Source organism: Ahniella affigens (assembly GCF_003015185.1).
In the GTDB taxonomy this organism is placed as follows: Bacteria; Pseudomonadota; Gammaproteobacteria; order Xanthomonadales; family Ahniellaceae; genus Ahniella; species Ahniella affigens.
The window spans coordinates 5182251-5208305 of record NZ_CP027860.1 but is presented as its reverse complement, the minus strand read 5'-3'; the positions used below and the strand labels follow the sequence as shown (position 1 = coordinate 5208305).

Annotated in this window: 22 protein-coding genes; 18 read left to right on the top strand and 4 right to left on the bottom strand. The window is 63.3% G+C overall.

Features of this window, described 5'->3' with window-relative positions:
- The first annotated feature begins 1 nt into the window (after window position 1).
- From C7S18_RS20145 to C7S18_RS20120, 6 genes are read left to right on the top strand one after another with little or no spacing between them, the layout of a single operon-like run.
- Window positions 2-1039 carry a saccharopine dehydrogenase family protein gene (locus C7S18_RS20145; protein ID WP_206207934.1) on the top strand — a complete coding sequence of 346 codons (1038 nt, stop codon included), beginning with the start codon at window positions 2-4 and terminating at the stop codon, window positions 1037-1039.
- A 60-nt stretch (window positions 1040-1099) separates the two neighbouring features.
- A complete protein-coding gene (fmt, locus tag C7S18_RS20140) occupies window positions 1100-2035 on the top strand; it encodes a methionyl-tRNA formyltransferase (RefSeq protein WP_106893254.1) in 936 nt (311 codons plus the stop codon).
- Entirely contained in the window at window positions 2032-3354 is a 1323-nt protein-coding gene (rsmB, locus tag C7S18_RS20135) for a 16S rRNA (cytosine(967)-C(5))-methyltransferase RsmB (protein ID WP_170113386.1), read from the top strand. Before fmt ends, rsmB begins: the two co-directional genes overlap by 4 nt.
- A 7-nt stretch (window positions 3355-3361) precedes the next feature.
- Window positions 3362-3853, top strand: coding sequence for a DUF4390 domain-containing protein (locus C7S18_RS20130; protein ID WP_170113385.1), 492 nt, complete (start codon window positions 3362-3364; stop codon window positions 3851-3853).
- Complete coding sequence (locus C7S18_RS20125) at window positions 3841-5991, top strand: sensor histidine kinase (RefSeq protein WP_106893251.1); 2151 nt, start codon at window positions 3841-3843, stop codon at window positions 5989-5991. The genes C7S18_RS20130 and C7S18_RS20125 overlap by 13 nt, the downstream gene beginning before the upstream one ends.
- Window positions 5988-9179, top strand: a complete 3192-nt coding sequence (locus C7S18_RS20120; RefSeq protein WP_106893250.1) for an exodeoxyribonuclease V subunit gamma — start codon at window positions 5988-5990, stop codon at window positions 9177-9179. The genes C7S18_RS20125 and C7S18_RS20120 overlap by 4 nt, the downstream gene beginning before the upstream one ends.
- A 10-nt stretch (window positions 9180-9189) precedes the next feature.
- Here C7S18_RS20120 and C7S18_RS20115 read toward each other — a convergent pair whose 3' ends face one another.
- On the bottom strand, window positions 9190-9741 hold the full coding sequence (locus C7S18_RS20115) for a lytic transglycosylase domain-containing protein (RefSeq protein ID WP_146152032.1): 552 nt from the start codon (window positions 9739-9741) through the stop codon (window positions 9190-9192).
- A complete protein-coding gene (locus tag C7S18_RS20110) occupies window positions 9738-11045 on the bottom strand; it encodes a hypothetical protein (protein ID WP_106893248.1) in 1308 nt (435 codons plus the stop codon). Before C7S18_RS20110 ends, C7S18_RS20115 begins: the two co-directional genes overlap by 4 nt.
- 208 nt (window positions 11046-11253) lie before the next feature.
- Here C7S18_RS20110 and C7S18_RS20105 point away from each other — a divergent pair, with 208 nt between their 5' ends.
- Complete coding sequence (locus C7S18_RS20105; protein WP_106893247.1) at window positions 11254-12189, top strand: protein kinase domain-containing protein; 936 nt, start codon at window positions 11254-11256, stop codon at window positions 12187-12189.
- Window positions 12190-12290: 101 nt separating this feature from the next.
- Here C7S18_RS20105 and C7S18_RS20100 read toward each other — a convergent pair whose 3' ends face one another.
- A complete protein-coding gene (locus C7S18_RS20100; protein ID WP_106894120.1) occupies window positions 12291-13175 on the bottom strand; it encodes a LysR substrate-binding domain-containing protein in 885 nt (294 codons plus the stop codon).
- Between the two features lie 203 nt (window positions 13176-13378).
- Here C7S18_RS20100 and C7S18_RS20095 point away from each other — a divergent pair, with 203 nt between their 5' ends.
- From C7S18_RS20095 to C7S18_RS20050, 11 genes are all read left to right on the top strand, one after another.
- Window positions 13379-14272, top strand: coding sequence for a DMT family transporter (locus tag C7S18_RS20095; protein ID WP_106893246.1), 894 nt, complete (start codon window positions 13379-13381; stop codon window positions 14270-14272).
- A gap of 222 nt (window positions 14273-14494) precedes the next feature.
- A complete protein-coding gene (locus tag C7S18_RS20090) occupies window positions 14495-15013 on the top strand; it encodes a TraV family lipoprotein (RefSeq protein ID WP_170113384.1) in 519 nt (172 codons plus the stop codon).
- 83 nt (window positions 15014-15096) lie between these two features.
- Window positions 15097-15441: a TrbC/VirB2 family protein gene (locus tag C7S18_RS20085; RefSeq protein ID WP_170113383.1), complete on the top strand. Its 345-nt coding sequence runs from the start codon at window positions 15097-15099 to the stop codon at window positions 15439-15441.
- Window positions 15442-15450: 9 nt separating this feature from the next.
- Window positions 15451-17877 carry a type IV secretion system protein TraC gene (gene traC, locus C7S18_RS20080; RefSeq protein WP_106893243.1) on the top strand — a complete coding sequence of 809 codons (2427 nt, stop codon included), beginning with the start codon at window positions 15451-15453 and terminating at the stop codon, window positions 17875-17877.
- The gene (locus C7S18_RS24600) at window positions 17874-18143 is read left to right on the top strand and encodes a hypothetical protein (RefSeq protein WP_170113382.1); all 270 of its coding nucleotides are present in this window, start codon (window positions 17874-17876) and stop codon (window positions 18141-18143) included. Before traC ends, C7S18_RS24600 begins: the two co-directional genes overlap by 4 nt.
- Entirely contained in the window at window positions 18140-18640 is a 501-nt protein-coding gene (gene lepB / locus C7S18_RS24595; RefSeq protein WP_170113381.1) for a signal peptidase I, read from the top strand. The genes C7S18_RS24600 and lepB overlap by 4 nt, the downstream gene beginning before the upstream one ends.
- A complete protein-coding gene (locus tag C7S18_RS20070; RefSeq protein WP_106893241.1) occupies window positions 18634-19833 on the top strand; it encodes a TrbC family F-type conjugative pilus assembly protein in 1200 nt (399 codons plus the stop codon). Before lepB ends, C7S18_RS20070 begins: the two co-directional genes overlap by 7 nt.
- On the top strand, window positions 19820-19987 hold the full coding sequence (locus C7S18_RS20065) for a carbon storage regulator (RefSeq protein ID WP_170113380.1): 168 nt from the start codon (window positions 19820-19822) through the stop codon (window positions 19985-19987). Before C7S18_RS20070 ends, C7S18_RS20065 begins: the two co-directional genes overlap by 14 nt.
- Entirely contained in the window at window positions 19984-21021 is a 1038-nt protein-coding gene (locus C7S18_RS20060; RefSeq protein ID WP_106893239.1) for a TraU family protein, read from the top strand. Before C7S18_RS20065 ends, C7S18_RS20060 begins: the two co-directional genes overlap by 4 nt.
- Complete coding sequence (gene traN / locus C7S18_RS20055) at window positions 21003-23759, top strand: conjugal transfer protein TraN (protein ID WP_106893238.1); 2757 nt, start codon at window positions 21003-21005, stop codon at window positions 23757-23759. The genes C7S18_RS20060 and traN overlap by 19 nt, the downstream gene beginning before the upstream one ends.
- A 275-nt stretch (window positions 23760-24034) precedes the next feature.
- On the top strand, window positions 24035-24880 hold the full coding sequence (locus tag C7S18_RS20050) for a hypothetical protein (protein ID WP_106893237.1): 846 nt from the start codon (window positions 24035-24037) through the stop codon (window positions 24878-24880).
- A 655-nt stretch (window positions 24881-25535) separates the two neighbouring features.
- Here the strand turns inward: C7S18_RS20050 and C7S18_RS20045 are convergent.
- A complete protein-coding gene (locus C7S18_RS20045) occupies window positions 25536-26045 on the bottom strand; it encodes a hypothetical protein (protein ID WP_106893236.1) in 510 nt (169 codons plus the stop codon).
- Window positions 26046-26055: the final 10 nt, after the last annotated feature.

Below are 26055 nucleotides of genomic sequence, written 5' to 3'. Positions count from 1 at the left end.
CATGGGTAGTTGGATGCTGTACGGTGCGAATGGCTACACCGCAGGCCTGATTCTCGAGCGCGCCCTGAAGGCCGGACATCAGCCCGTGCTCGCGGGCCGCAATGCCGAGTCGATCAACGCGCTGGGTGCCCAATACAACCTGCCGGTGCGCACGTTTCCGCTTGATGCCCCGGAGACGGTGCGCTCGGCGCTCCAGAACATCGACACCGTGCTGCATTGCGCTGGCCCGTATTCCGCGACCGCGGCCCCCATGATTGAGGGCTGTTTGGCCGTCGGCGCCAATTACCTCGACATCACGGGTGAGCTCGATGTGTTCGCACACGCGCACGCCCAGCATCAGCGCGCTGTCGACAAGAACATCGTCATCATGCCGGGCACCGGTTTTGATGTGGTACCGACCGATTGTCTGGCATCCATGTTGAAGGCCGAACTGCCCGATGCGACGGAACTCGTACTGGCCTTTGAAGCGGGCGGTGGCCCGAGCCAAGGGACGGCGAAGACCGCCGTCGAAGGCCTGGGCAAGGGTGGTCGCATCCGTCGGGACGGCAAGCTGGAACGCGTGCCGCTGGCGTACAAGACCCGCACCTTTGACCGCGACGGCGACGCCCGCTTCGCCATGACCATTCCGTGGGGAGACGTCTACACCTCGTTCGTGTCGACCGGCATTCCGAATGTCGAGGTCTACATGGGCGTGCCCCCCGCGACCGCCGAGCGCGTGCGCCGCCTGAATTGGGTGCGCTGGCTGCTGGGCATTGGGCCGGTGCAGAACTACCTCAAGTCGAAGGTCCGCAGCGGTGGGCCGGGCGATGACAAGCGTGCCAACACCGATACCGTGGTGTGGGGTGAGGTTCGGAACGCCGCCGGGCAGGAAGTCAAAAAGCAGCTGCGCACGCCGAACGGCTACGACCTCACGGCCGAATCGGCCCTGAAAATTCTCGAGGCCGTGCGCGCGAAACAGCCTGCGGGCGGTTTCTATACCCCGTCCAAACTGCTCGGCAAGGACTTTGTGCTGAGCCTCAGCGGTTGTCGCTTGGTGTAAGCACGCGGCGCGCTCGATTCCGCCCGCGCAAGCGGCGGTTGGGTCTGGCAAGATGGTGGGATGACAACCCCCGCCTCATCGCTTCGAATCGTTTTCGCGGGCACGCCGGAATTCGCCGTGCCCTGTCTGGATGCCGTGCTGGCCAGCGGCCATCAGTGCGTCGCCGTCTACACGCAACCGGATCGACCGGCCGGCCGTGGCCGTGGTTTGGTCATGAGCCCGGTCAAACAACGGGCGCTGGCTGCGGGCGTCCCGGTCATGCAGCCCGAACACTTCAAGCAGGCGGCCGATCGCGACGCACTCGCGGCGCTGGCACCAGACCTGATGGTCGTCGTCGCCTATGGCCTGATACTGCCGAGCAAGGTGTTGGCGATTCCACGTCACGGCTGCTGGAATGTCCACGCGTCGTTGTTGCCACGCTGGCGCGGCGCCGCGCCCATTCAGCGCGCCATCGAAGCGGGTGACACCGAAACCGGCGTCTGCCTGATGCAAATGGAAAAGGGCCTGGACACCGGCCCGGTGCTGCTGCGCGTCACGACGCCGATCACCCACCACGATACCGGCGGCAGTTTGCATGATCGCTTGAGTGCACTCGGCGCGACGTGCCTCGCCGATGGCTTGGCCCGCTTGGCCAGCCATCAGCTCCCGGCACCCGAAGTGCAACCCGACGTAGGCGTCACGTACGCCCACAAACTCGACAAGGCCGAGGCCGAATTGAACTTCGACCGCTCGGCAGAAGACCTCGCGAACCGCGTCCGCGCATTCAATCCCTGGCCGATCGCCGAAACCAAGGCGTTGGGCGAACGCCTCCGCGTGTACGAAGCGCTTGCCGACGCCACGTCTGGCGCCCCTGGCACGCTGCTGCAGGCAGACCGGCATGGTCTGTTGATCGGTTGCGGGCAGGGCAGCTTGCGCCTGACTCGGATCCAACGCGAGGGCGGCAAGGTCATCAGCGCCGCGGATTACCTCAACGCCCGCCCGGATTTGCGCGCGTGAACCAGAATCTCCGCGCGCGTCTCGCGTTATTGCTCGATGGTCTGCGCCAAGGTCGCGAGACCAGTCTGGAGGCACTCCCCAAACTCGATCGTCACCTGCCCGACGCCCGCGACCGCGCGCTGGCCCGGGCGATGCTGTACGCCTGTTTGCGCGGCATCGAGCGGTATGAGCGGTGGTTGCACGATTTGCTGGAACGGCCCTTGCCCAACGCGGCCGCGCCGGTCGAGTCGGTGTTGCTGCTGGCCCTGGCCAGCCTCGATCAGGGCATCGATGGCGCCCATGCCGTGGTCTCGGCCAGTGTCGACGCCATTCGCGGTTTAGAGCAGCCCGGACTGGCCGGGCTCGGCAATGCCGTGTTGCGCCGGGCGCAGCGCGAATTGGCGCAGTTGCGGGCCTTGCCGCCGCGCACCGATGCCGAGCGCTACAACCATCCCACCTGGCTGATCGAGCGCCTGCGCCGCGACTGGGGCGCCGACCAAGCCGCTGCGATTTTGCAGGCCAACAACGAGCCGGCACCGCTTTGGCTGCGCGTCAATCGACAGCGAGCCAACGTTTCCGACTACCGCGCCAAGTTGGCGGAGCAGGGGCTCGATGCGGCACTTGCTCCCGGTTTGCCCGATGCGCTGTGCCTGGCCGACAGCTTGGATGTGCTGCAGTTGCCAGGCTTTCCGGATGGCCTCGTGTCGGTGCAGGATGGGGCCGCCCAACTCGCCGTGGTCCTGCTCGATCTGCAGCCTGGTCAACGGGTGCTGGACGCATGCGCCGCACCCGGCGGCAAGCTCAGTCATATCCTGGAGCAGGGGATTCCACTCGCGCAAGTGCAGGCATGCGATGTGTCTGCCGCGCGGCTCTCGCGCATGCAGGAAAATCTGCAGCGCATGCAGTTCACTGCAACCATCGACTGGCTACAGGCCGACGCCGGATCGGCCAAAGCATTTGCACCGGGCACCCAGTTCGAGCGCATTTTGCTGGATGCGCCCTGCACCGGGACAGGCGTCATCCGGCGGCACCCCGATATCCGCCTGTTGCGGAAGCCCGGCCAGGTCCAGGCACTGAAACAGACGCAAGCGCGCCTGCTGGATCGTCTGTTCGCTTTGCTCGCGCCGGGGGGGCGGCTAGTCTATGCGACTTGTTCTGTGCTCCAGGAAGAAAATGCCGGCCAGGTTGCCGCCTTTCTCGAACGCCAGGCCGATGCCTGGTTGCGCCCGGTCGATGCCGACTGGTTCGGGCGCGACACCGGCTTTGGACGCCAGAATCTGCCCGGCGAGCAGGGGCTGGATGGCTTCTTTTATGCGGTACTCAAACGGCGTGCCTCCTGATTGGCGCATGGGCCTTCGCGGCCTCCAGGTTCTGATCTGCCTGCTCGTGCTGACGGCGTGCTCAGGATCAGCCGGAACCCTCGACATCACCCGGGCCGTGCTCGATCCGGCCGGCAACCGGCTGAATGTGGATCTGGACTTGCGGCTCTCGGCCACTCATCTGGACGCCCTCGATCACGGTGTGCCGCTGCGCTTGGAGTTCATCACGGCACCATTGGCCGGCGCCGGCACGATCGAGGCGATCGAACTCGTCTATTCGCCGCTCAGCGACCACTATGAAATGCGGCGGAGCGACGAGTCGGCCCCACGCGTCTTTCAGACGCGCGCGCAACTCCTGGCGGCATTGGACCGCATCAGCCTGCCCGTCGCGGGCGGCGCCACCCAGGGATTCGTGCGCGCACGCCTCAACATTGACGCCCTGCCGCCTGCGCTCCGCATGACGGCGCGCTTTGATCGGCGCTGGCAGCTCGAAACCCGGACCAGCCCATGGCAAGCGTAAAGCGTGAGTCGTGGCGAAGCTGGCGCTGGCTGCCGATTGGCGCGCTGCTGCTGTTGTTGCTCGCCGCATTCCTGATCACCATCGATGCCGAACGCGAGAACCGCCTGCTGAACACGCGCGCGTTCCAACTGCTGATGATCTTCATCGGTATGGCGCTGCTGGCGTTGCTGGTCCGAATCGGCGCCGAGCTTTGGCAACTTTGGCGCCGCACGCGTGACGGCGCCGCTGGCGCGCGCCTGGAGACCCGGCTGAGTCTGATTTTTGCCGCGCTCGCACTCCCACCGGCGTTTCTGGTCGCCGCGTTTGCATTGCGATTCATCGACACCAGTATCGACAGCTGGTTTCGTGCCGACGTCGAGGCGGCACAGCGCGCCGCACTGCGCCTGGGGCAGCTCAGTCTGGCGCGCGAGGCTGACGCGCTCGACCGGGAAGCGCGGCCCTATACCAGCGCGCTCGCGTTGCTCGACGCGGATGGCATGCAGGACTATCTGGACGAGTTGGTCGATGCCGATACGGCACGCGACATGCACATCGCCGTCTACGATCCCAACGGTAACCTCGAAGCGTTGGCGTTCAACACCAGTGAGCTCGGCACTGTCAACGCACCGGCTCCGCATGAGCTCATCGATCTCGATCAGGGCGAGCGCCAAGTTGAAACCGCCGAGCGCGGGGGCGTGCGCGTGACGCGAGTTCTCGATCGATTCGTCGATGACATCGGCGACGAGCACGTGCTGCAAGTGCTGTATCCCCTCGATGATGCGCTGAGCAGCGCACTGAAAACGCTCGAAGCAAACGTGGTCGACTACCAGCAGCTGCGATTTCAGCGCAACGCGCTCAAAACCGGCTTCAGCTTGATTCTGGGATTGATCACCCTGACGGCCACCTTCGCCGCACTCTGGTTTGCGCTGCGCACCGCCGGTCGCGTCGTCGCACCTGTGGTTCGTTTGACTGCCGCAACGCGCGAAATCGCGGCTGGCCGGCAATCCCTGGTGCCGGTGACCGGTCGCGACGAAATCGCGTTCCTCAGTGCGTCGTTCAACCGCATGAGCGGCGACTTGGCCCAGGCCAAATCAAAAGAAGAGCAAAGCCGGCAGCAAATCGAGCGGGAACGGCAATTGCTGGAGGCGGTGCTGGAGCGCCTCAGCGCTGGCGTGATGGCTGTCGAGCAAGAGCAGGTCATCATCGCAAACCAGGCGGCGCAGGCGTTGCTGGCTGGGCATCCACAAGAGTTTCGCGGTTTGCGCCTCGACGACGCCAGTTTGCAGGACGCGGCCGTTGGACCATTCTTCGCGCGCGTGTTGAAGCGTGACCGTGAGCGGACCTTCGAGTGGCGCGAAGAGATCGATGTCGGCAGTCACGACATGCGGCGTACGCTGATTGTCCGCGCGCTGCGTCTGGCGTCGGAGCATGGCGAACGTCTCGTGCTGGTGTTCGACGATGCGAACCTGCTGGCGCAGGCCAGCCGCGAGGCCGCCTGGGCCGAAGTGGCCCGCCGCCTGGCCCACGAGATCAAGAATCCGCTCACACCGATTCAACTGGCCGCCGAGCGTCTCAAGCATCGCCTGAGCGCCAAGGTGTCCGACCCCGATCGCGAACTCCTGGACCGGGCGACCCAGACCATCGTTCAGCAGGTCGAAGCATTGAAGCGGATGGTCAACGATTTCGGTACCTACGCAAAGCCGTCGCGGCTGGGTCGCGAGCGGCTCAATCCGGTGGAATTGCTCGACCAAGTCGCGCGCCTCTACGAGGCCAGTGCGCAATGCCAGATCGAACGCGACTTTCAAGTCACGGATATCCAGATTCCCGGCGATCGCGATCGCTTGCGACAAGTGTTTGTCAACTTGCTGACCAATGCGATCGAGGCGGGCGCCGAATGGATTCCGTTACGGATCGCCTTGTCGAGTTCCCGTCGGGGCGACGTGCTGCAGATTGAAGTTCGCGACTTCGGTCCCGGGTTGCCAGCCGAGTTCGCGAGCTACGCCTTTGAGCCGTATCGCAGCACCAAGCCCAAGGGCTCGGGCCTTGGCTTGTCGTTGGTCAAGCGCGTGCTCGAAGAACACGGCGGAACCGTCAGTGCGGGCAATGCCGAAGGCGGCGGCGCCCGGTTTGTGTTGCGCTTTCAGTTGAGTGAATCATGAGCTTCATCGTGCGCCACGCCGCGCGCCTGGAGTGGCTTGCCGATGCGTTGTCTGCGGACTTGGCCGCGCACCAACCGGCGCAAGCGTTCGCGATGCAGACCATCATCGTTGCGCATCCAGGCATGAGCCGGTGGCTGCGCGCCGCACTGGCCGAGCGGAGTCCAGCCGGAATCGCTGCCGGATACGAGTTTCTGCTGCCCGGTGAGTGGCTCGAACGCTTGAGCGTGGTCGACCCGGATCTGCTGAGCGACAAGCCTGAGTTGCTGCACTGGCTGCTCTACGATCTGTTGTCCCAGGCACCGTTCGACAGTCGGCCCTACAGCGAGCCCGGCCAAAGTGCCGTTCGCCGGTTCCGTCGGGCCGGTGCACTCGCGGAATTGTTCCATCGCTACAGCATCTACCGTGCCGATTGGATCGACGCGTTCGAGCGCGGCCAGTCAATCGAACCGCAAGCAGCGCTCTGGCGCACGCTCAAAGAAATGCTCGGCGCAGAAACGCGCACCACACGAATCAGCCGACAAAGGCACGCTTTGAAGGTCGACACCACGCGCCGGGACGACTTGTGGGTCTTTGGTCTGAATCATTGCCCACCCGACCTGCTCGAGCTGTTTCGACTTTATGGTCAACGCGCTCAGGTGCGCTGGTACTTTCAGAATCCCTGCCGGGAGTTCTGGCTCGACTTGTATCAACCGCGGCAGTTGACGAAGGCGCAGATCGCGAAGCAAGCGGGCTATGCCGAATCCGGACCACCACTGTTGTCGCAGCTAGGCACGTCCGGTCGCGACCTGTTCGAGGCCTTGCTCGACGTGGCCGATCAGGACGAAGAACTGGCGGCGGAATGGCCAGAGCAACAAACGCGTTTGGCGCTTCTGCAAACCGCGATTCATCAGAATCAGGCCAAGCCACGCTGGCCGGCTGACGCGCACGATCACAGCCTGGTGATCCATGCGTGCAGCACCGAATGGGGCGAACTTGAGGCCGTGCGCGAGGCCCTTGATCGCGCGGTACTTGATGCACCCGATCTGCGCCCGGACGAAGTGCTGATCATGGCAGTCGACCCGAGCGCCTACCGGCCTTGGCTGCATGCCGTGTTCAGCGCCAGCGCGCCGGCCTGGCCGATTCGCGTGGCCGATCTGAATTGGCTGGAACATGACCCGTGGTTTCAATTACTGGAAACGCTGCTCACCAAAGCCGATGCGCCAATCCGGCGCAGTGTCTGGCTCGCCGTGCTGCGGCACCCCGAAGTCAGCCGCCACTGGCACATCGATCCGGCGCTGCTCGACAAGCTCGAGCAAGCGCTGGACCGCGTGCATGCGAGCTTTGGCTGGGACGGTGCCGATCGCGGCGACGGCAGTGATCAACACAGTCTCGGTGCGGGTCTCGGGCGCCTGTGGTCGCGCTACGCCGCCGACACAGCTTTGGAGCCATGGACCCTCGTCGGCCTCGAAGCGAGTCTGCTCGCGCGCGCGGAATCGGTGCTGGCGTTGTTGCATGCCTGGCACAAACTGGCGCAGAACGACCACAGCCTGACTCGCTGGTGCCAATTGCTCAGGCGTTGGCTGGCCCGCCTGCTTGGGCCGATTGACGCCGAGTTCCGGGCACCTCGTGAGGTGCTGGCCTCGCTGCTCGCTGGGCTCGAACAAGAAGCCTTACTGACCGAGTGTCACACGCCATTGCCGATCAGTGCTTTTGCTGAGTGTCTACGCGACCGACTGCGGCAGCCTGCTGCCGAAGCGCCAACACCGGCCGGCGGCATCCGCTTTTCTGGTCTCGTGCCGTTCCGCAGTTTGCCGTTCCGGTTCATTGCGGTGCTTGGTTTGAATGCCGATCAGTTTCCCCGCCAAGATCCTGGTTTGGGTCCGGATGATTTGCTGAAGTGGTCACCGCGGCAACGCCTCGACCGCGACCGCCGTGTCGAAGATCGCTATCTGTTTCTGGAAGCGATCCTCAATGCGCGCGAGTGGCTGCATCTGAGCTATGTCAGCAAAGCGGCAAAAGACGGCTCAGAGCAAGCGCCTTCAAATCTGCTGATGGAATTGGCACAAGTGCTGGACGTGGCCGAGGGCGCGCCGCAGCGCAGTCTCGAAAAAACACCAGTCCGCAGCTGGTGGCGGCACGGGCCATTGCTTCCCCATGCTCCAGAGCGCTTCGAGCGTGGCAGTTTTGCATCGGCCTGGTTGCCGGCGGCCAGGCGTTTGGCGCAGGGCACGACGGACGCACCGGATTGGGAAGCCGCTCGTCTGCGCGCCGTTGAAGGGGCACCCGAACGGCTGTCACTCCACGATCTGCTCGACTTTGTGGCCCATCCGGGACGCTGGTTTGTGCAGCGTCGGCTTGGGATTCGATTTGATGAAGGCCGCGAGGCCGATCCCGATCTGGAGCCCCTGCGGCTGAAGTCGCGCGGCACCTCCCGTCTAGAGCGCGAGTTGCTGGAGGCCTCGCTGTCGGCCGGGCACGTGCTTGAGCAAGTGCCCGAACGCTGGCACGAATTGGCCGAGCTGCCGGCAGGCCGGTTGGGCGAGATGAGCTTTGCGGCATTGCGTGATACGTGCGCCGAACGCTGGAAGCAGGTGACGCCTGAGGTGCTGCAGGCCTGGCAAGCCCCCACACGCGTGTTGCCAATCGACTTCGGGCTCGTCCACGGTGAGCTGACGCTGCGCGGTGATGCGCTGGTGCTGAGTGATCCGTATCTGAATCCAGGACGCGTCATGAGCGCGCTGCTCGCGCTTCGGTTGGCGGCCGCCAGTGACCGCCGGCCCAAGCAACTGGTGGTCATCGCCGAATGGAAACGGCCGACTGCCCCTAGGCTGCACCACGGCATGAGACTGCCCAGCGTGATTCACATTCCCGTCAGTGATTCGAACGCTCCTGCATTATGCGAGCCGTACGTCTCCGCGTGTCGAAATGCCTATCATGCGCCGTTGCTGTTGCCACTCGAGGCGGCCCAATCGGCTTGGAACTACGTGGAAGCCGACCCCAGCGCCCGAGTCCGCGAGGCAGAGAAGGCATTCGAATCCAATGCCTACAGCGGCCGAAACGACTGGTGCTGGCGGCTCCTGACGCGTGGCACGCCACTGTTCACCGACGCGTTGCTGGCGCAGCAGTTTCTCGACCAGGCAGCCGCTTGGTTTGCGCCGGTGTTCGAACAGATGCAGCCTTACGGACCCGCGAATGCGTCCAAGAAATAGTGAAAGGTGCTCAGCGACCGACCAACAACCGCTCGCGCTGCAAGCGGCGTTCTATGATTCGGGCGATCCGACCGAGATACACACTGGCATGCGCGGCCGACTTCGAGTGGTACCGGGCAATCGCCATCGCGACGTTGCCGTTGGCGGCCTGCAAATGTCGTAGATACAGACTGATCGCCACAAACACGTTTCGGCAACCGGTGTTATCGCGAATTTCCTCACGCGTGATGCCAAGCGCCGCGAACTCGGGCAAATGGATCGAATTGACCTGCATCGGCCCAAGATCCTCACTGCCATTGGCGTTTTGCCGCACCGCGCCCTCCCAGCCACCTTCCACTTCACGCAGCAGGTGAATCGGCAAGGGATCGACCTGAAACTGACGACTGACCAAGTCGATGCACTGCGCCACAGGCAGTTGCTGGCGGGTATCGGCGACGGCCACCATCGACACCATGAGCATGAACAGCATCACCAGCGAGCGAACCATCGACATGAGCAGCAGGCAGGAATCAACAGATCGCCGACATTGCTGGATCGGCCCGCGTAACGCAAGCGCCGTCATGGCGTGCATCCGATCTGACAGCGTTGTGAGAACAGCCAACGACACGCGGTAAACCCACACGTGGTTTGCGCCGGCTGCGTCGGCGAGCCGAAGATCACGTTCAAATAGTAGGTTTGACCAGCAGTCAGCGGACAATAATTGGCGACACTGGCACCCGTGCTCCAGCCCAGCCCGCTGGCGGCCGAACCATTGCTTTTGCAACGAGCATCGGTCGGAAAGAAGTCACCTGCGCAGGGCGAGAGCGCGACCAGCAAGGGCGCGCCAAACGCGCCGGGTTGTTCCCAAGTGAGTTGTCCCGCGCGATTCGCAAAGCCGGTGGTGTCAAATTGGAACGCTGCATACGATGTGGACTTCAACTCCATGGTTCCGGTATCGCCCGTGTTGCTGCCGAAACGCCCAAGAAAGCTTCGATTGACGCCCTGAGCGTCAATGCTGGTCGGCACAGGCGGATGCCACCGCGTCAAATCAATCTCGGCGTTGCGTGGCCAATCGGTGTTTGAGGCCTGCCACAGATCGCTCGCACCCAGTAGAAAGGTGGCTTGTCGGGTTCGCCCATTGGGCGGCGCATGGGTGCCGGTGCATCCGGACCCAGGACTACTGTTGACCTGCACTGTCACGTCGCCGCTGACCGATCCCCCGGTACCGGTACAAGTCAACCGAAATCGATAGCTCCCGACTACCGACAGGCTCAGTACTGTGCCGGAACTCTGCACGGGCACGTTGGCCGGCCAACCCGAAATAGCACTGACCCCGGACGGAAAACTGCTGCCGGCCGTGCTGCACGCGGTGGCCAGTGTGGTCGACCAACTAAGCATCGTGGTTCCGGGCGCCGTGAGCGTGGCGGGACTCGCGCTCAGCGGCGACACAAATCTCGGTGCCGTGGCGGGGAGGCTCGGACACCAGCCATCACCCGCCTGAGCCTGTTGCGCAATTGTCGTGACTTCCAGAGTTTGCTGACTCGCACGCCAACTCGGCAGCGTACTGCTGCTGATCGCAATCCGATACCGAATGCCATTGCTTCGTACGAGAACCAATGCGGGGCTGCTTTGTGCGGGCGCGCTGGTGGCCGTGGTCGGACACCAGCCATCACCAAGCTGGCCCGATGCCTGCATGGTTGGAACCTCGATATCGCCGGTCCGGGCGTCAACGGTCATCCCCTGGCCCTGCATGGCGACGCTGACGCGCTGGCCATCCGGTTTGATCAGCACGATGGTGCCGGCCTGCACAACGTTGCTGGCGACGCTGGTAATCAGTAGCCATGACACACGGCTCAAGAGCGCGCTTCGGGCGATGGACCGGAACATCCGCATGGTGCATCCATTCTGTTGCGAGAAGCACACAGACTAAGCAAGCGCATGCCGTTCACACCCGCGCAATACGTCTCCTTTCTCGCGGATTTCGCGCATCCGGCTCTTGCGCGATCCGACAATTCATCGAAAAGCCAACGCAAAGCGCGGGAAGCAGAAGCGCGGTCGTGTCTAGTCTGATCGAACTTGCCAAGAGACCATCATCATGAATTTGCAACGCTACTCAGACCAATTCGACGACTCAGACGTGATCGCTCACTCGAGCCCGCTGGAGGCCAACGCGCACCGCACCAACGGTCGCGATTCGGCGCCGAATCTGCAAGGCCAGCGCATCGGACCATGCACGCTGCTCGGCGTGCTGGCCGAAGGCAGTCGTGGTTGGTTGTATCGGGCGCGCCGGGTCGACAACGGCGCACGCATGGTGGTGCAGTTCCTCGATCAACCCGATGCCGATCTCTATGATCTGCGCCGGACGCCGCTGCAGCACTCGAGTCTTTGGCCCGTACAGGGCGCCGGCACCTATGCGGGCCGAAGCTATTTGCTCAGTCCTGAGTTGGTCGCACCAGCGCTCTTCGAATTCGATCTCGCCGACGAGCGCAGCGTCAACGAATCCGTCCGCCTGTTGTTGCCGGTCATCGACGCCGTTGCAGTGTTGCATCGTCACGGACTGCTGCACCTGCGCCTGTCACCAGCCAATGTCCGCATCGTGCGTCAACACGCAGTCCTGATGGACGTTGGGACGAGCCGTTATCTGCATGGCCGCAGCAACGTGGGCTGGTCTGGGCCATCGCAACACACGCCGTGGCTGGCGCCCGAGCAGCGCGACATCGGCACGCGCGTTAGCAAGCAAACCGACGTGTATGGCTTGGGCTTGTTGCTGCTGGCTGCAGTCAGCGCGCAAAGCCCCGCGGCATTCGATGGTCTGCCGCGCGAAGCATGGCGTGAGCGTGCACCGTTGGTGCCGAATGCGGTGTGGCAGATTTGCATGCGAGCCTTGCAGCCGGAGCCGTCGGAGCGCTTTCCCGACGCCGCGGCCATGGCGCTGGACCTGCGCCAATACACCACCCGCATTCGCAGTCCAAGCCCCCGCAACGGCTGGTCCGACCGCGTCTGGCAGCGTCTGCAGCAGGCGCTGCGCTAAGGAGCCTCTGAACAACTTCGGACGCGTTGCGGGTCTGAAAGTCCAGGATGGACATTTTCAGACCCTCCGTAACGATCCAGGAGTCGCAATTGCTGGCGGACTCAGTCCGAACGATTTCGCAGTAGCCAATCGACAAACGCCTGCGCCGCGGGCTTGAGTCGCCGATGCGCGGGATACACGAGGTAATACTCCCAGCGGGTGGGCACGCTCGGTCCGGGGAGTTGCACGAGCTCCCCGCGCGCAAGCCAAGGCGTCACGATGCGCTGTCTGGCCAGCGCTACCCCAAGTCCTGATGCGGCCGCCTGCAACGCATCCGTGCTGTCGCTGAACACCAGTGGATCGGCAATCTTCGTCACCACAATGGACGCTGCGCGAAACCACTCCAGCCAGCCCTGCCGCGCGAGATCGTGGATCAACGGCAGGTTCGGCAACTGCTCGGCGCTGCGAATTCGGTGTCGTTTCTGAAACGCTGGGCTCGCGACCGGGAACAGGGCATCGTTCATCAGATGAATGGCCGTAAGCCCGGGCCAATGCCCCGGGCCATGGCGTATGGCCAGATCCGCGCCGCCTTCTTCGAATCGCGTCAGGCTGGCACTCGTATCGAAGCCCAATCGGATGTCGGGATGCCGGCTCCGAAAATCGGCGAGCATGGGGATCAGCCAGGTGTAAGTCAGTGAGTGCAACGTACTGATGCGTACGCGCGCTGAGCTCTGCTGTGCGGCGCTGAGACTCGCGGCCACGCCTTCCAGGTCGGCCATCGCGCTGCTGGCGCTATCGGCCAGCTGCCGACCTTCGACCGTCAAGCGCACGCCGCGCGCATGGCGCTCAAACAGCGCCACGCCCAGACGTTCTTCGAGCTTGCGCACATGATGGCTGATCGCGCTGGCAGTCAGATGCAGCTCATCGCCTGCGCGCGCAAAGTTCTGATGGCGGGCTGCCGATTCAAATGCCGCAAGCGCCGCCAGGAATTCCGTTCGTTCGGTCATGCCAGCCTCAAATCTGATTTGTGTCTGGAATCGAAAGTATGCGCTTGTCGCGCGCTGCTGGCTATCGACAATACGCAGCAGTCGCAAACGCACCGATGGGCAGAAATCGGTCCGGATTGTGAACGAATCTTGCGCTGTCCCTGGTCTACTACTGATTCGGCCCCTCGCAAAGGCGCCTGGCGGTGGTGTTGAGGAATCCCTACATGAATGCTGTCCCTGCTGAACTGCTCACCGAAAATACCCGCCGCGACTGGTTGAGCCCGTTGGAGTTGGGCGTGCTCGCCGCGATCTGGGGCGCCAGCTTCATGTTCCAACGCATCGCCGCACCTGAATTCGGCGCTATGCCGCTCGCTGAGATCCGGCTTGCGCTCGGCGCGGTCATCCTGCTGCCGTTCTTGTTCTCCCAGCGCGCGTTGTTCCCGCGCTCGATCTGGCCCAAGCTTGCCGTCATTGGCGTGATCAATTCGGCGGTGCCGTTCGCGCTGTTTGCGTGGGCAGCGCAACGCGCGCCCGCGGGTATCGGCGCGATCTGCAACTCGATGGCGGTGTTGTTCACGGCGCTGTTCGCGGTATTGATGTTCGGCGAGCGCATCGGTTGGAAGCGCGGCCTCGCGCTGTTTGCCGGATTTGTCGGCGTCGTCGTGCTGGCGAGCGCTAAGACCGCAGGTGCGAGCATTGGTTGGGCGGTGGCAGCGGGTACTGGCGCGGCCGTGCTGTATGGCATCGGCGCGAATCTGGTGCGCCTCTATTTGGTCGGCATGCCGCCCATCGCCGTGGCCGCGGTCACACTCAGCTTTGCCAGTCTGAGCCTGCTGCCGTTTGCGTGGTACCTGTGGCCCACGCAGTCGATCAGCGTATCGGCATGGGGTTCGGCGGTGGCGTTGGGGGTGCTCTGCACCGGCATTGCGTATGCGCTCTACTATCGATTGATTGCCCGCATCGGCGCGTCACGTGCCGTCACGGTCACGTACCTCGTACCGCTGTTTGCGGTCGCCTGGGCTTGGCTGCTGCTCGGCGAGCCGTTGACCGTGCCCATGGCCATAGCCGCCACGTTGATTCTTGGCAGCGTTGCCTTCAGCCAGCGCAGCAAGCGCTGACTGCCCATCGGTCTGGCGTTTTCAACGTGCAGGCTGGCCGTAAACGCGTCGCTTGAGTTCCCATAGCGACGGGACTCAAGCCAAAAACGCTGGCAGCAAACTCGGCGACAGGGAGTGAACCTGCGCCGGAATATCCGCGAAAAACACGGCGGCTTGCGCGGGAAGGGCAGGGCGGCTACTGCCTAGGCTGTGCACATGTTCCTTCTGTGCCGAATGCCTGCCATGTCCCTGACTCGACTGACTTTGCTGCTGTGCGTCGCCGCGTGGTGCAGCGCCTGTGCCACCACCGGTAGCAGCCGCTACAGCTGCGGCGTGCCAGAGGGCCAGCCGTGCCGATCGGCCCTGCAGGTCTATGCCGAGACTGATGGTGCGGTCACGGGGCATCCTATCGCGACCGCCAATGGCTCCACACCGCTACCAGCCGATGACCCGTGGCAGCTCAATCAACGGGACGACGGCGAACTCGTGCTGGTCGCCGCGGCCCCAGAGCCCGTGCCCACGGTGCGCACGCCAATGCCGGTGCGGACGGAAGCGCGCATTCTGCGCATCTGGATCGCGCCGTTTGAAAACGCCGATGGCGACTTGGTGGCCGGATCCCATCTCTATACCGAAATCGAGCCGCGGCGCTGGCGCGTTGGCCAGGCGGCATTGCCGGCCACACCGTCGCTGAGCCTGATGCCCGATACCTCGGCCCAGGTCACCCCGATTGCAACCGGCGCGACCAGCACCGATTCCGACTGAAGGCTGCACGCACCCCCCAATTCCACCAGCCACATGAGGTGTCTGGTTCACCCTGGATGGAGCCAGGATCGTGGAGTCCCAACATGAAAGCATTCCCATTAATCGCGACCGCCCTGATTGCCGCACTACTGCTGCTGATCCCTGACTTTGCGTTTGCCGGAAACGTCGCCGACGACGAGCTGGCACCGCTGGTGCAGAAAATCTTCGACTACCTGGAAGGCTCAGTCGGCCTGGGCATTGTCATTGTCGCCTTTGTCGTCGCGGCCATTGCCGCCATCGCGCAACGGCTGATCGTGTTTCTGTCGGCGTTCGGGCTCCTGATCATCGTCAAATACGGTCCGCAGGTCATCCTCAACTTCTTCGGCGCCACGTTGGATGGACTTGCCAGCCTGTCGCCATCCGCGCCGCACGATCTCTGCTGGTTCTGAGGGGGCATCATGTCGGCCTCGACTTCGATTCCCGAAAGAGCCGTGCACCGGGGTGAGTTCTTTCCCGTGCAGGCATTTGATCCCGATTCCGGATTGTTTCTGCTCGATGGCGCTGTCGGCTTTGGCGTCGTGCTCGCGCCCATCGCTGGTGGCGGCGACTTGCTCCGGGACAAGTTGTTGGTTGCGCTGAATCAGCCATTTCCAGCTGGCACCGTACTCAGCATCTGCCGGTTCGCGTCGCCGGACGTGCAAACGTATCTGCTCGATTTTCAGGCGCGCCGCCGCCAGCAAACCAACGCGTTGCTGCAACAAGCCGCACGGCAACGCGCGCAGTTTTTGAAGCAAGGCGCCAACCCCAGTGGCCGTCTCGCGTCGGCACGTTCCAGCCAAATTCTCATCACCGTGCGTCTGCCCATCGACCAGCGTGATCTCGACGATCAGGCCACCGACGCGTACCAACTTCGCCTCAGCTTCGAGCAGGCGCTGCGCTCGGCACAGGTATCGATTCGAACGCTCGATGCGCCGCGCTATGTGCGCTTCATGAACGTGCTGCTGAATCACGGGCCACAAGCGAGCTGGCGCGGTGAGCTCGACGGTCAGTATGACCCGGAGCAACCGATCGCCGACCAACTGCTCGACGCCGATACACACATCGACCTGAGTTCGCCGTTCGAGATCAAGCTGGGTGCCGACACGACCGTCTGCCTGTTGCATCCCAAACGCCTGCCCGATGAACTGCCGTTCGGCACCGCGCTGCGCTATCTGTGCGATACCCAGTCAGGTGTCCGGGGCATTCGCGAACCCTGTCTGATCAGCTGCAATATCTTGTACGAGGATCACGATCGCCGCGCCGCTGCGCTCCGGGCCGACGAACTCTATGCGACCAACCAAGCCGACAAAGGGATCAGCAAGTACTTTCCTGAAAACCGCGAGCGCCTGAACTCGATCAAGATCATGAACGAGTCGCTGAAACAGGGCGACCGCATCGTCAAGGTGAGCCTTGGTCTGGCCGTATTCGCTCCTGATCGCGAGCGCGCCCGCGCTGCGGCCACCAACGCGCAGACCTATTGGCGCGAGCTTGGCATGCAACTCATGTTCGACGCGTTCGCCCTGGGTCCGCTCTGGCAGAACCTGATGCCCTTTTGCGCCGACCCAGTCGGGCAAGGCTTCCTGAAGCGCTATCGAACCATGACCACGCGCCATGCGCTCGCGCTTGCCCCGCTGCTCGGAAGCTGGCGTGGCACCGGATCGCCGACGATCAGCCTGCTGGCGCGCGACGGAGAGTTGATGGCGATCTGCCCATTCGACTCGCAGTCGGGCAAGAACTTCTACATTGCGGCCAAGACCGGGGCCGGCAAGAGCTTCTTCGCGAACGAACTGGTGTTGAATCTCCGCCAACAGGGCGGCCGTGTGTACATCATCGATGCTGGCAAGAGTTATCACAACCTCGCGCAGCGATTAGAGGGCGCTTTCGTCGACTTCAACGCCGAAACACCCATCGGCCTGAACCCGTTTCCGCTCGTTCGCGATTGGCGGGACGAAGAGGACATGCTGGTTGCCATCTTCGAAACCATGGCCACCAGCAAGCTGCCGCTCTCCGATTACCAGCGGGCCGCGCTCAGACAATTGCTGGGGCAGCTCTTCGAACAACACGGCGCCGACACCACGGTCGATCTGGTTGCAACAGCGCTGCATGGCGCCGAGGACCCGCGCCTCAGCGACCTCGCCGTCCAACTGCATCCGTTCACCAGCGCGGGGGCCTACGGACGCTACTTCAACGGGCCCAACACGCTCGACTTGAGCAACGCGTTCAGTGTGTACGAAGTGCAAGGCCTGGAGCACCGCGAAGCCTTGCAGCGCGTCGTGCTGCTCCAGCTCATGTATCAGATCAATGCCGACATCTACCACGGTGATGTTGGCGTGCGAAAACTGCTGTTGATCGACGAAGCCTGGGCCATGCTGGCGAAGCCGGAAATGGCCTCGTTCATCTTCTCGTTCTATCGCCGCATTCGAAAGCACGGCGGCAGCGTCGGCATCATCACGCAGTCGGTTGCCGATCTGTACGAATCGAGTAGCGGCAATGCGATGACTGGCGGTCGCGTGATCGCGGAAAACAGTGCGTCGATCTATCTGCTCGCACAAAAGCCGGAGTCCATCCAGGCGGCCGCTGCCACGGGACGCTTGCCGTTCTCCGACTGGCAACTGCACCAATTGCGCTCTGTGCACACCGAGCCCGGCGCCTACAGCGAAATCTTCTGCATGACCGAGTATGGGGCGGGCATCGGTCGCTTGGTCGTGAGTCCAAACGACGCATTGCTGTACTCCACCGACCCGCGTGATCGCGCCGATCTGGAGCGCCACCGCCGTTCGGGCCTGAGTCTGGCGGATGCCATCCAGGCCGTGCTCGCCGAGCGCGCCACGCAGAGGCCACAATGAGTCTCGGCTGGAAGCTCTGGTGTGCGTGCGCGCCGCTGCTGGTCCTGTTCGGACTGCGCCTATGGCCGCCGCAGGCGCCGGCAACGGCCACGGTCGCCGTGCTCGATCGCGATGCGATCGTCATCAAGCTGAGCGCCGAACTCGGCACGGATCGGGCTATTCAGCAAGCCGATGCGATTGCCGCCCGACTGTCTCAGCAAGGCTATATCGTGCTCGACCATCGCTACGTATTGGCCGCGCCATCGGCACAAACGGTGCGGCCATGAGCAAACGCCGACCTCGTGTCGCCACTCTCGCCATGCTCGCGCTGCTGTTCGGATCGTTCTGGCTGCTGCCTTGGGTCAATGCACGTGTTGGTCTGGGCGTCGACTGGCAACGCGAGCCCTCGAACCCGTTTCGCGTGTACCTGCATCTGAAGCGTTCGGCGGACCTGGAGCGTGGCGACTACGTGCCATTCGCGATGCACGGCATGGCCCCGTTGATTCCGGATGACACGCTGTTCGTCAAACAATTAATCGGCGTTGCCGGTGACCGTCTGGAGATTCGTCAGCAAGCGTTGTACGTCAACGATCAACGGGTCGCCATCATCAACCCGGTGATCCTGGCAAAGGCCGGGCTCTTGCAGTCGCGCTTAGCCGACCAAGCGGTGATCCCCGAAGGCGAGGTCCTGTTGCTCGGCGTCGCTCCGAACTCGTTCGACAGCCGGTACTTTGGCTTGATTCACCGAACGCAATTGCGCGGGCAGGCGCTGCCACTATGGTGAGTCGTTGGATCGCCGCGCTCCTCAGTCTGACGATCGCCCATGCTGCGGCCGAGACGTTACCGACGCCGACGCCGCTGGACGCCGACACGCGCGCGTTCATCGCCGCGCAACCCGCTGCAGCCGACGCGCGTATTGGTGAGGCCGACCGCGTCGCGATCGACGCGATTGCGGGACGTGCCAGAGACATGGTGGACGCCAGCATCGACGAGGCCGCGCAGCGCGCGGCGCTTGCCGCACCAGCAAGCGAGGCACTGCGCATTCGCCTGTTTGTGTCGCGTGGTCTGCCACGTGCCGACCTTGCCGCGGCGCTCGCGCTGGCCGAGCGCGATCCGCGCATCACGCTCGTGTTTCGCGGCTTGCTGCCCAACACGCGTCTTGCCGATTTCAAATTCTGGTTGGCCGAGCAACTCGGCCCATTCGCCAACCTTCGTCGTCCGCCGCACATCGAAATCGACCCACCTGCGTTTCAGACTGCCAACGTTCAATTCGTCCCAGTCGTCGCGTTGTATCGCGAACAGACGCTCCTGGCGCAAGTCGGCGGCATGCTGGACCCGACCTGGCTCGAAGCGGCACATGCCAACGGCGAGCGCGGCCCGTTTGGCGCGCGCGGCCCCGTTCATGACATCGCCGAACCGGATCTGATCAGCGTGATGCAGGCGCGGGCACGAATGATCGATTGGCGCGCTTATGCGCGTGAGCAGCAAGCTGCGCTCTATCGAAGCCTGCAAGCGCACGCGTTGCCAAGCGCCCGCCAAACGCGCACGCGCTGGCACGACCCCAGCTTTATTGTGCAGGACCCCATTGTCGCCGAGGGCACTGTCATTGCAGCCGCCGGGCTGCGTGTCAATCCGCTGTTGCACCTGCCGTTCACGCAAGAGCTCTGGGTCTTGGACGCCACTGACCCGGCGCAATGGCAACTGGCTCTCGCGTGGCAAGCACAAAGAGCGGCCCAAGGCATCACGACTCGGCTCACGGTGCTGACGACCGCGCTGCCGGAAGCCGACAGCCTGCGTTGGCTCGACACGCGGTCACGCGAACTCGGTGTACCGATTCAGCTGTGGCGCGCCGAATTTGCGGCAGCCTTTGGCATCGCTGCGGTGCCGAGTCGCGTGCGCGCCGAGCACGCGCGCTTTCGAATTGATGAAACCCTCGTTTCCGTTGCTGCTGGAGCGCAAAGCCATGCTGATCGTTAAACGCCGTCTCGAAGAAGTGGTCCTGATTCAACCCGAGCACGACGCCGAGATCCGGATCAAAATCCTTCGGATCACCGAGTTCGGCGTCGAGCTCGGCATCACTGCGCCGCGCTCAACCGTGGTGCAACGGCTGGAAACCGAGACCAAGTCATGAGCCGGTTCGTGCTCCTTCTGTGTTGCCTATTTTTCACGCCATGGGCCGCCGCCGAATCGGGTGAGGACAGCGCGACGTGCAACGACGCCGGCCTGTTCGACGAAGGTGGCATCTTTAGCAAGGTCTGTTGGAGTTGCTTCTATCCGATCACGATCGCCGGTCAAGCCACCACCGACGGCAGCGTGCCGATCACGCACGCCAGCCCAACCTGCACGTGTCCCGGTCGACTCGGTGGCACGCCGACACCGGGCGTCACTGCCGGGATGTGGCAGCCCATGCGTGTGGTTGAGTTGGTGCGCTCAGGCAAAGGATGCAGCCCGACATTGGGTAGTGACTTCGAATTGTTCGATGAGGGCAGCCCCTACGGCGCCATGCTGCAAGGCGGTGGCGCCCGCGAAACCGAAGACGCGGATGAGGCGGGCAGTTTCTACAACTTCCACATCATTCGCTTTCCGGTCGGTCAGATCACCGACATGCTGACGGACTCGGTCTGCGCCGCCGAAATGGGCAGTACCGATGCCGACATGCTTTACGCAAGCGAGCTTGATCCCACCTGGAACAACGAAGAGCTGTCGATGTTCACGACGCCCGAAGCGGCGTTGTTTGCAAACCCGATCGCGCAGGCGGCGTGCATGGCCGATGCCGTCGCGGCAAGCGTTTGGCAGCCGATCCCAGGCTTGTTTTGGTGTGCCGGGAGTTGGGGACATATGTATCCGTTCTCGGGACTGAGCGGCAAAGACTCCGAGCCTGCTGCCGCCTCATTGGCCGCGACCCGCGCCATGGCGATGATGCATCGACGCGGCATGGCACTGCTCACGCAGTCCGATCGCGCCGTGTGCCGCGACATCCCGTGGGTGACGATTCCACGCAACCAGTACAAGCTGCAGACCATTCATCCGATTGCCGAAACCAAGGGTAATCACTGGATCGGCGCAACGACCTTCCGCTGGGGTGAGTGGCGAAACGTCCCCGCAGTCGGCGAGGACTTCGTATTCCTGGTCTGGAACTTTCAAGAATGCTGCGTGAATCTATAAAGTACGATGCGCCATGGCGCGGCATGGCGTGGCTGCTGTTGGCACTTGGCTCCACGGCCACTCATGCCGATGACCTGCAGGACACCGCTGTAGCAGGCCAGGACTTTGCGCACGCGCTGATCCAGCAGGCCGATACGCCGAGCTTCAGCCCCGAGGGCGAGCGCGAACAGGGCAGCGTGCAGATTGGGGACCAGGTCATCCCTGTCAATCAGCTGACGCCGGGTGGCGATCGTGGCGTTCAGGACCGCTTGCAAGCGCTGGAAGGCGATGAAGCCGGCTTGCGCCAAGCCGGCGAACATCACCTTGCCCATCAGTCTGAGGACAGCAGTGCGGCGGCGCAGAGTCTGCGAGTCGTCACCGGGACACCGAAGACACGACCGGCGGACTTCTGGTTGGCCGAGCACGAAACGCTCGCGCACTCCGCACTGGCACTCAGCAACCCCGCCTCGGTTGCGCCCGACTTCCCTGCCTGCACACCGGTCACCACTGTCACTCCAGGCACACAAACGTATCAGCGCCCGCACACCCGAATTTGCGAGCGGGTGCACCGACCCGATCAGTGTGTGCGCACGCAGACTCTGATCGATGCGAGCAATGCAGACTGGCAGCCGGTGACCGACACGATCCGCGTTACCGGGATCGACACGCGTACTTATGACCTTCGCGAGCGCATCGATCCGGACATTCAACCGGTCGGCATAACGCTTGCTGCGACGGGCGATCTGGATGTGGTCGTCGTGTCACTGATCGTCGCCCCTAGTCCCGAGAACAACTGGACCGCGACCGTTCAACTCGAAGCAACGGACGGCGCGTGCGTCAGCGGATGCGATGTCCAGCTTCGTTTGCACGGCGGCCTCCGCGCCGTACGTCAGGTGGTCACGTCTGACCCGCCGAACTGTCTGCTCGATGAAGACGCATTCTGCCGCGCCGACTTTTCGTGCGAGCAAACCGTGCTGCCCGTGCTGGCGGGCACGCCGATGCAATCGGCCGAGGCCCAAGCAATTCCGCCGCTCTATCCCCCCGATCAACGTCACCAACCCGAAGACCCACGCTGGCCCGTGTGCACCACAGCGCGCGCCCGCTATCACTGTGAGATTCAATCCGGCTCCTTCTGCACCGACGGTCCGAAGGGTCAGCACTGTGTCGATCAAACCGATGACAGTGTGCTCGCCGACACCTGCGCGCCGCTGGTGCAAGCGATGCCGCAGTGCGAACTACAAGCCAGTCATTGCACCGAAGGCGCAATGGCCGACAGTCAGTGGTGCTATGTCGAATCCGTGCAATACAACTGCCCGGAAACAATGACGGTGCCAAGCGCTACGGTGACCACCACCCAGCCGTGCGCCGGTCAGATCCGTTGTGCCGGACATGATTGCCTGGACACGCGCGACCAGGAATCGAGCCTGGCCGATTTGGCCGACGGCATGGCCGGCATGATGATCGCGCAGACTTTCACCAGCGATTGGCAGGCACCCGACACGCGCAGTGCGGACACCAGCCAAGCGCCAGGGCGCATCTTTCCCGGCCGCGCGTACGAGTGCCGCAAGGCGCTAGGCGGCAGCATTTCGTGTTGCGACGAAACCGAGACCGATATCGAAGCCGAATGGTTCGCGCGATACCAGCGACACATTCGCCGAAGCCAGGCCCGTGACGCCGCCGCGCGCTATGCCGACCAAGGCGCGCATGGCAGCTGGAAGACTCTGGCCGAGCAGGACCAGCATGCGTTGGCGGACATCCAGAAGCCGTTGACCTCGGGGCCCGAAACGGTGACAGCCGGGCAGGACGGATCGCTCAATCCGGACCCGGGCAGCAGTGTGGGCGCGAGCCGTGAGCTTTCCGAAATGAACGCAGAGTTCATCGCCGACAAACGCTACGAATACTTGGATGACACCGGCTATGCGTGCTCGGTGCAGGAGCTCGATCTGGCCATTCAGCGCGAACTGGGCCACTGCCTGCCGGTCGGCAGCTATTGCGAGCGTCACGTGCTGGGCGCATGCCTCGATAAGCGGGATGTCTATTGCTGCTTCAACAGTGTGGCAAGCGCCGAGATCCGCGCGAGCATTGCGCGGGATGCGCCCGAAGCGACGACGCCATTCGGAACGCCGCGCGACCCCAACTGCAGCGGACTCTTGATCGAGGCAGCCCGCCCGAAGTCGGTCGCGCTGCCAAACATCAAGGCGCACCTCGCTGCGGCATCGCTGATTCCCGACGCGAGCAACTTGCTGGCGCAGAGCAGCAGCGAACAACTGACTGGCACTGGGTCCGAGCTCGCCGACGGCGCGCGACCCACGACACAGGATCGCACGGCGTACCGCATGGCGCAGATCGATGGTGCCAAGGTGCGTGACGATCTGTTTGCCGAGACGAGCGCGCAGGTGCCAATTCTCAGCGCGACCGACGCGCCGGGACAAATTGCGTTCGCACCCGCTTTCGTCCAGACCACGGCGAACCGCCCGTTGTTCGCGCAGGTTCTCCGCGAAGGAAAAGGTGGCGCGGTGTCGGTTGCGGTGCAAGTGACCCGTGTGCAGGATCTGCAAGGCGCAGCGCTTCCCGTAGCCGCAGTCAGCCTGTCCGCTGACACGATCAGCTGGGCCGATCACGAGGCCGGGATCAAGACCATCATCGTGCAGTTGCCCGCCGGATTCGTCGGCAGCATCGAATTGCAACTAGATCACCCAAGTGGCGGCGCCGTGCTGTACCCGAACGACCGCGCCGAGCTGCGGGTGATGCCCAACTGACCGAAATGGCATCGCCAGAACCCGCGCATGCTCTCATCCTCCCTCTCCCACGCGAGTGGAAGCGGGCCGGGGAGAGGGCTACTTGCAACGCGGCATCGCGATAAGAACCAGGAGCATTTTGCGATGCCCATCCATGCAATCGCCCACGCAGTGCCACCTCCGCACGACCAATGACTCCTTTGCAGCAGGCACAAATCCCCGACAAAACGCGTGGATTTCGCGGGTAAGGGCGCCTTCGCGATTCTGACAATGAGCACACCAACGAGGTGCTCAACATGCTCAAGATCCTGCACGACAACTACTGCCTCATCCGCCAGATTCTGCCGCACGCATCCTGGTTCTCGGAGCTGACTCGGATTCATCTGCGCGTCGCCGACAACGTGCTCGAGGGCACGCGCAAAATATCCCTTCGGCATGTGCTCTGTGTTGCCGAGTCGTTCCAGATTCCGGCGGAGTGGCTGCAACACCCAATCAGCGGCGCGTTGCTTGCCGATGACCAGGGCAACCAAATCCGGCAGCAATGGCTGCGCGCACACGTCGCGCGCTATGGCAGCGCCAAAGCCGCGTGCCATGCGCACAACGGACTCGGCTTGAAAACGCTGGCCCGATTGCTCCGCGACGGCGAAATCGTGTCGCCGCTGTTCTGCGAACTGGTGGCGCGACACACTGGCTGGCACTTGCCCGAGACGGTCGCGAACGCCAATCTGAGCGACGACCCGTTGTTGCCGCTGGCGACGACACCAAGCCTTCCCGACGGCGTGATCGCGCTGCCACGTCTCGGCTCGTCATCGGCATGCAGTGCTAACGACCTCCTTCGCCTGATGCGCCTTGGCCGCCATCGCGCTGATTGGTGCACGCAATTGCCAAAGCGAACGACCGCCGTCATGGTGGCGGTCGCGCCCGATATTCGCTTCTCCAAACACGACTTCGACAGCCTGCAGGCATTGATCATGGACGGCCGTGTCAGCCCATCGATCAAGTTCCAGCACGACTGGTTGCAAGACACGATCCGGCAGCATCGCCAGATTGGCAGGCTCACTGAAGATCAGGCGCTGAGTCTAAGATCCCTCATTGCCCGCAAGCGCTTTCGGGGACCATTGCCCGCACTGCAGGCAGCCTGATGAGCCCGATGGCGCGACACGTTGCGATTGAGGGCGTCTATATCCCACCCATCAAACACGCCAAAACACGTTGTGCTTGCGACCCAATAGACTTGTGAGCGGGGAAGATTCTGATCTCAAGTAACCCCCTCCCAGCCGTCCCTCGCGCTAGGGAGCCTCTGAACAAGTTCAGAGGCGATGCGGGCCATGGATGGCCCGCCCAGAATCAAGCACGCAAGTGCTTGATTCTGGTGCACTGAGTCCGGACACGTGCCGGACTCAGTGCGGGTCTGAAAGTCCAGGATGGACTTATTCAGACCCTCCCTAGCGGGGCAGGGAGCCGACTCCCTCTCCCACGCGAGTGGGAGAGGGCTGGGGAGAGGGCTACTTGCCACACGGTGCCGTTGTAAGAATCACCCATCGTCGCCGACAGTCTGATGCGCGAATCAGCGCACCTTCGGTGCGATCAAAACTCCCACGCGAGTGGGAGCGGGCCACTTCCGCCATCGCGTCGCCGTCAGCACCGCACGTTGCCGCCTACCGTTTGCGGCACGATTTAGCGCACCAACGGGGCGTCCAGAATGCTTGCGCCGCCGCTCGTTACCTCCGGGATTGCTTTGGCGTGAGATTCCCGCTGGCGCGTGCGCAGATCAAGATCCCAAGACTCAGGCGCCCGTCAATCCGCGCGTTGCTCCAGATACTGACCCATGCCGCTCAGCATGCGCCCCAGCAACGCGCGACCCGACTGCGCCGATTCTTCGAACTTGGTGTCGAGCACGTGGTAGATCAGTCCCAGAAACGCTTCCTCCGGATCCGGCATTGACTCGATCGTGTCCAGCAGAAACGCAAAGATTGCCTGGGCATTGGCCGAGCCAATCAGATTCGGCTCGGCCAAGATCACGTCCAAGCCCTTGAGGCTGTCCTGGTCCACTCGGCCTTTCACTATCAGTGTTACGGCACCGAGCCGCGCCACGACATTCGGCACGATGGCCGGGCCGCCCACCCGTGTTGGTGTCATGCCTGACGACAGGACCTTCGCGCCGGTCTGGCGAATGACCTCCACCACGTCTACGTGTCGATTCGGAAACCGGAGCGTCAGTGCGCCGGTCTTGTTGCCGAGAATCTGCTCGGGCTGGCCGAACACCGCCTCGAGCTTCTCCTGCAGATGAATGCTGTCTTCAGTCATGGTCGAATCT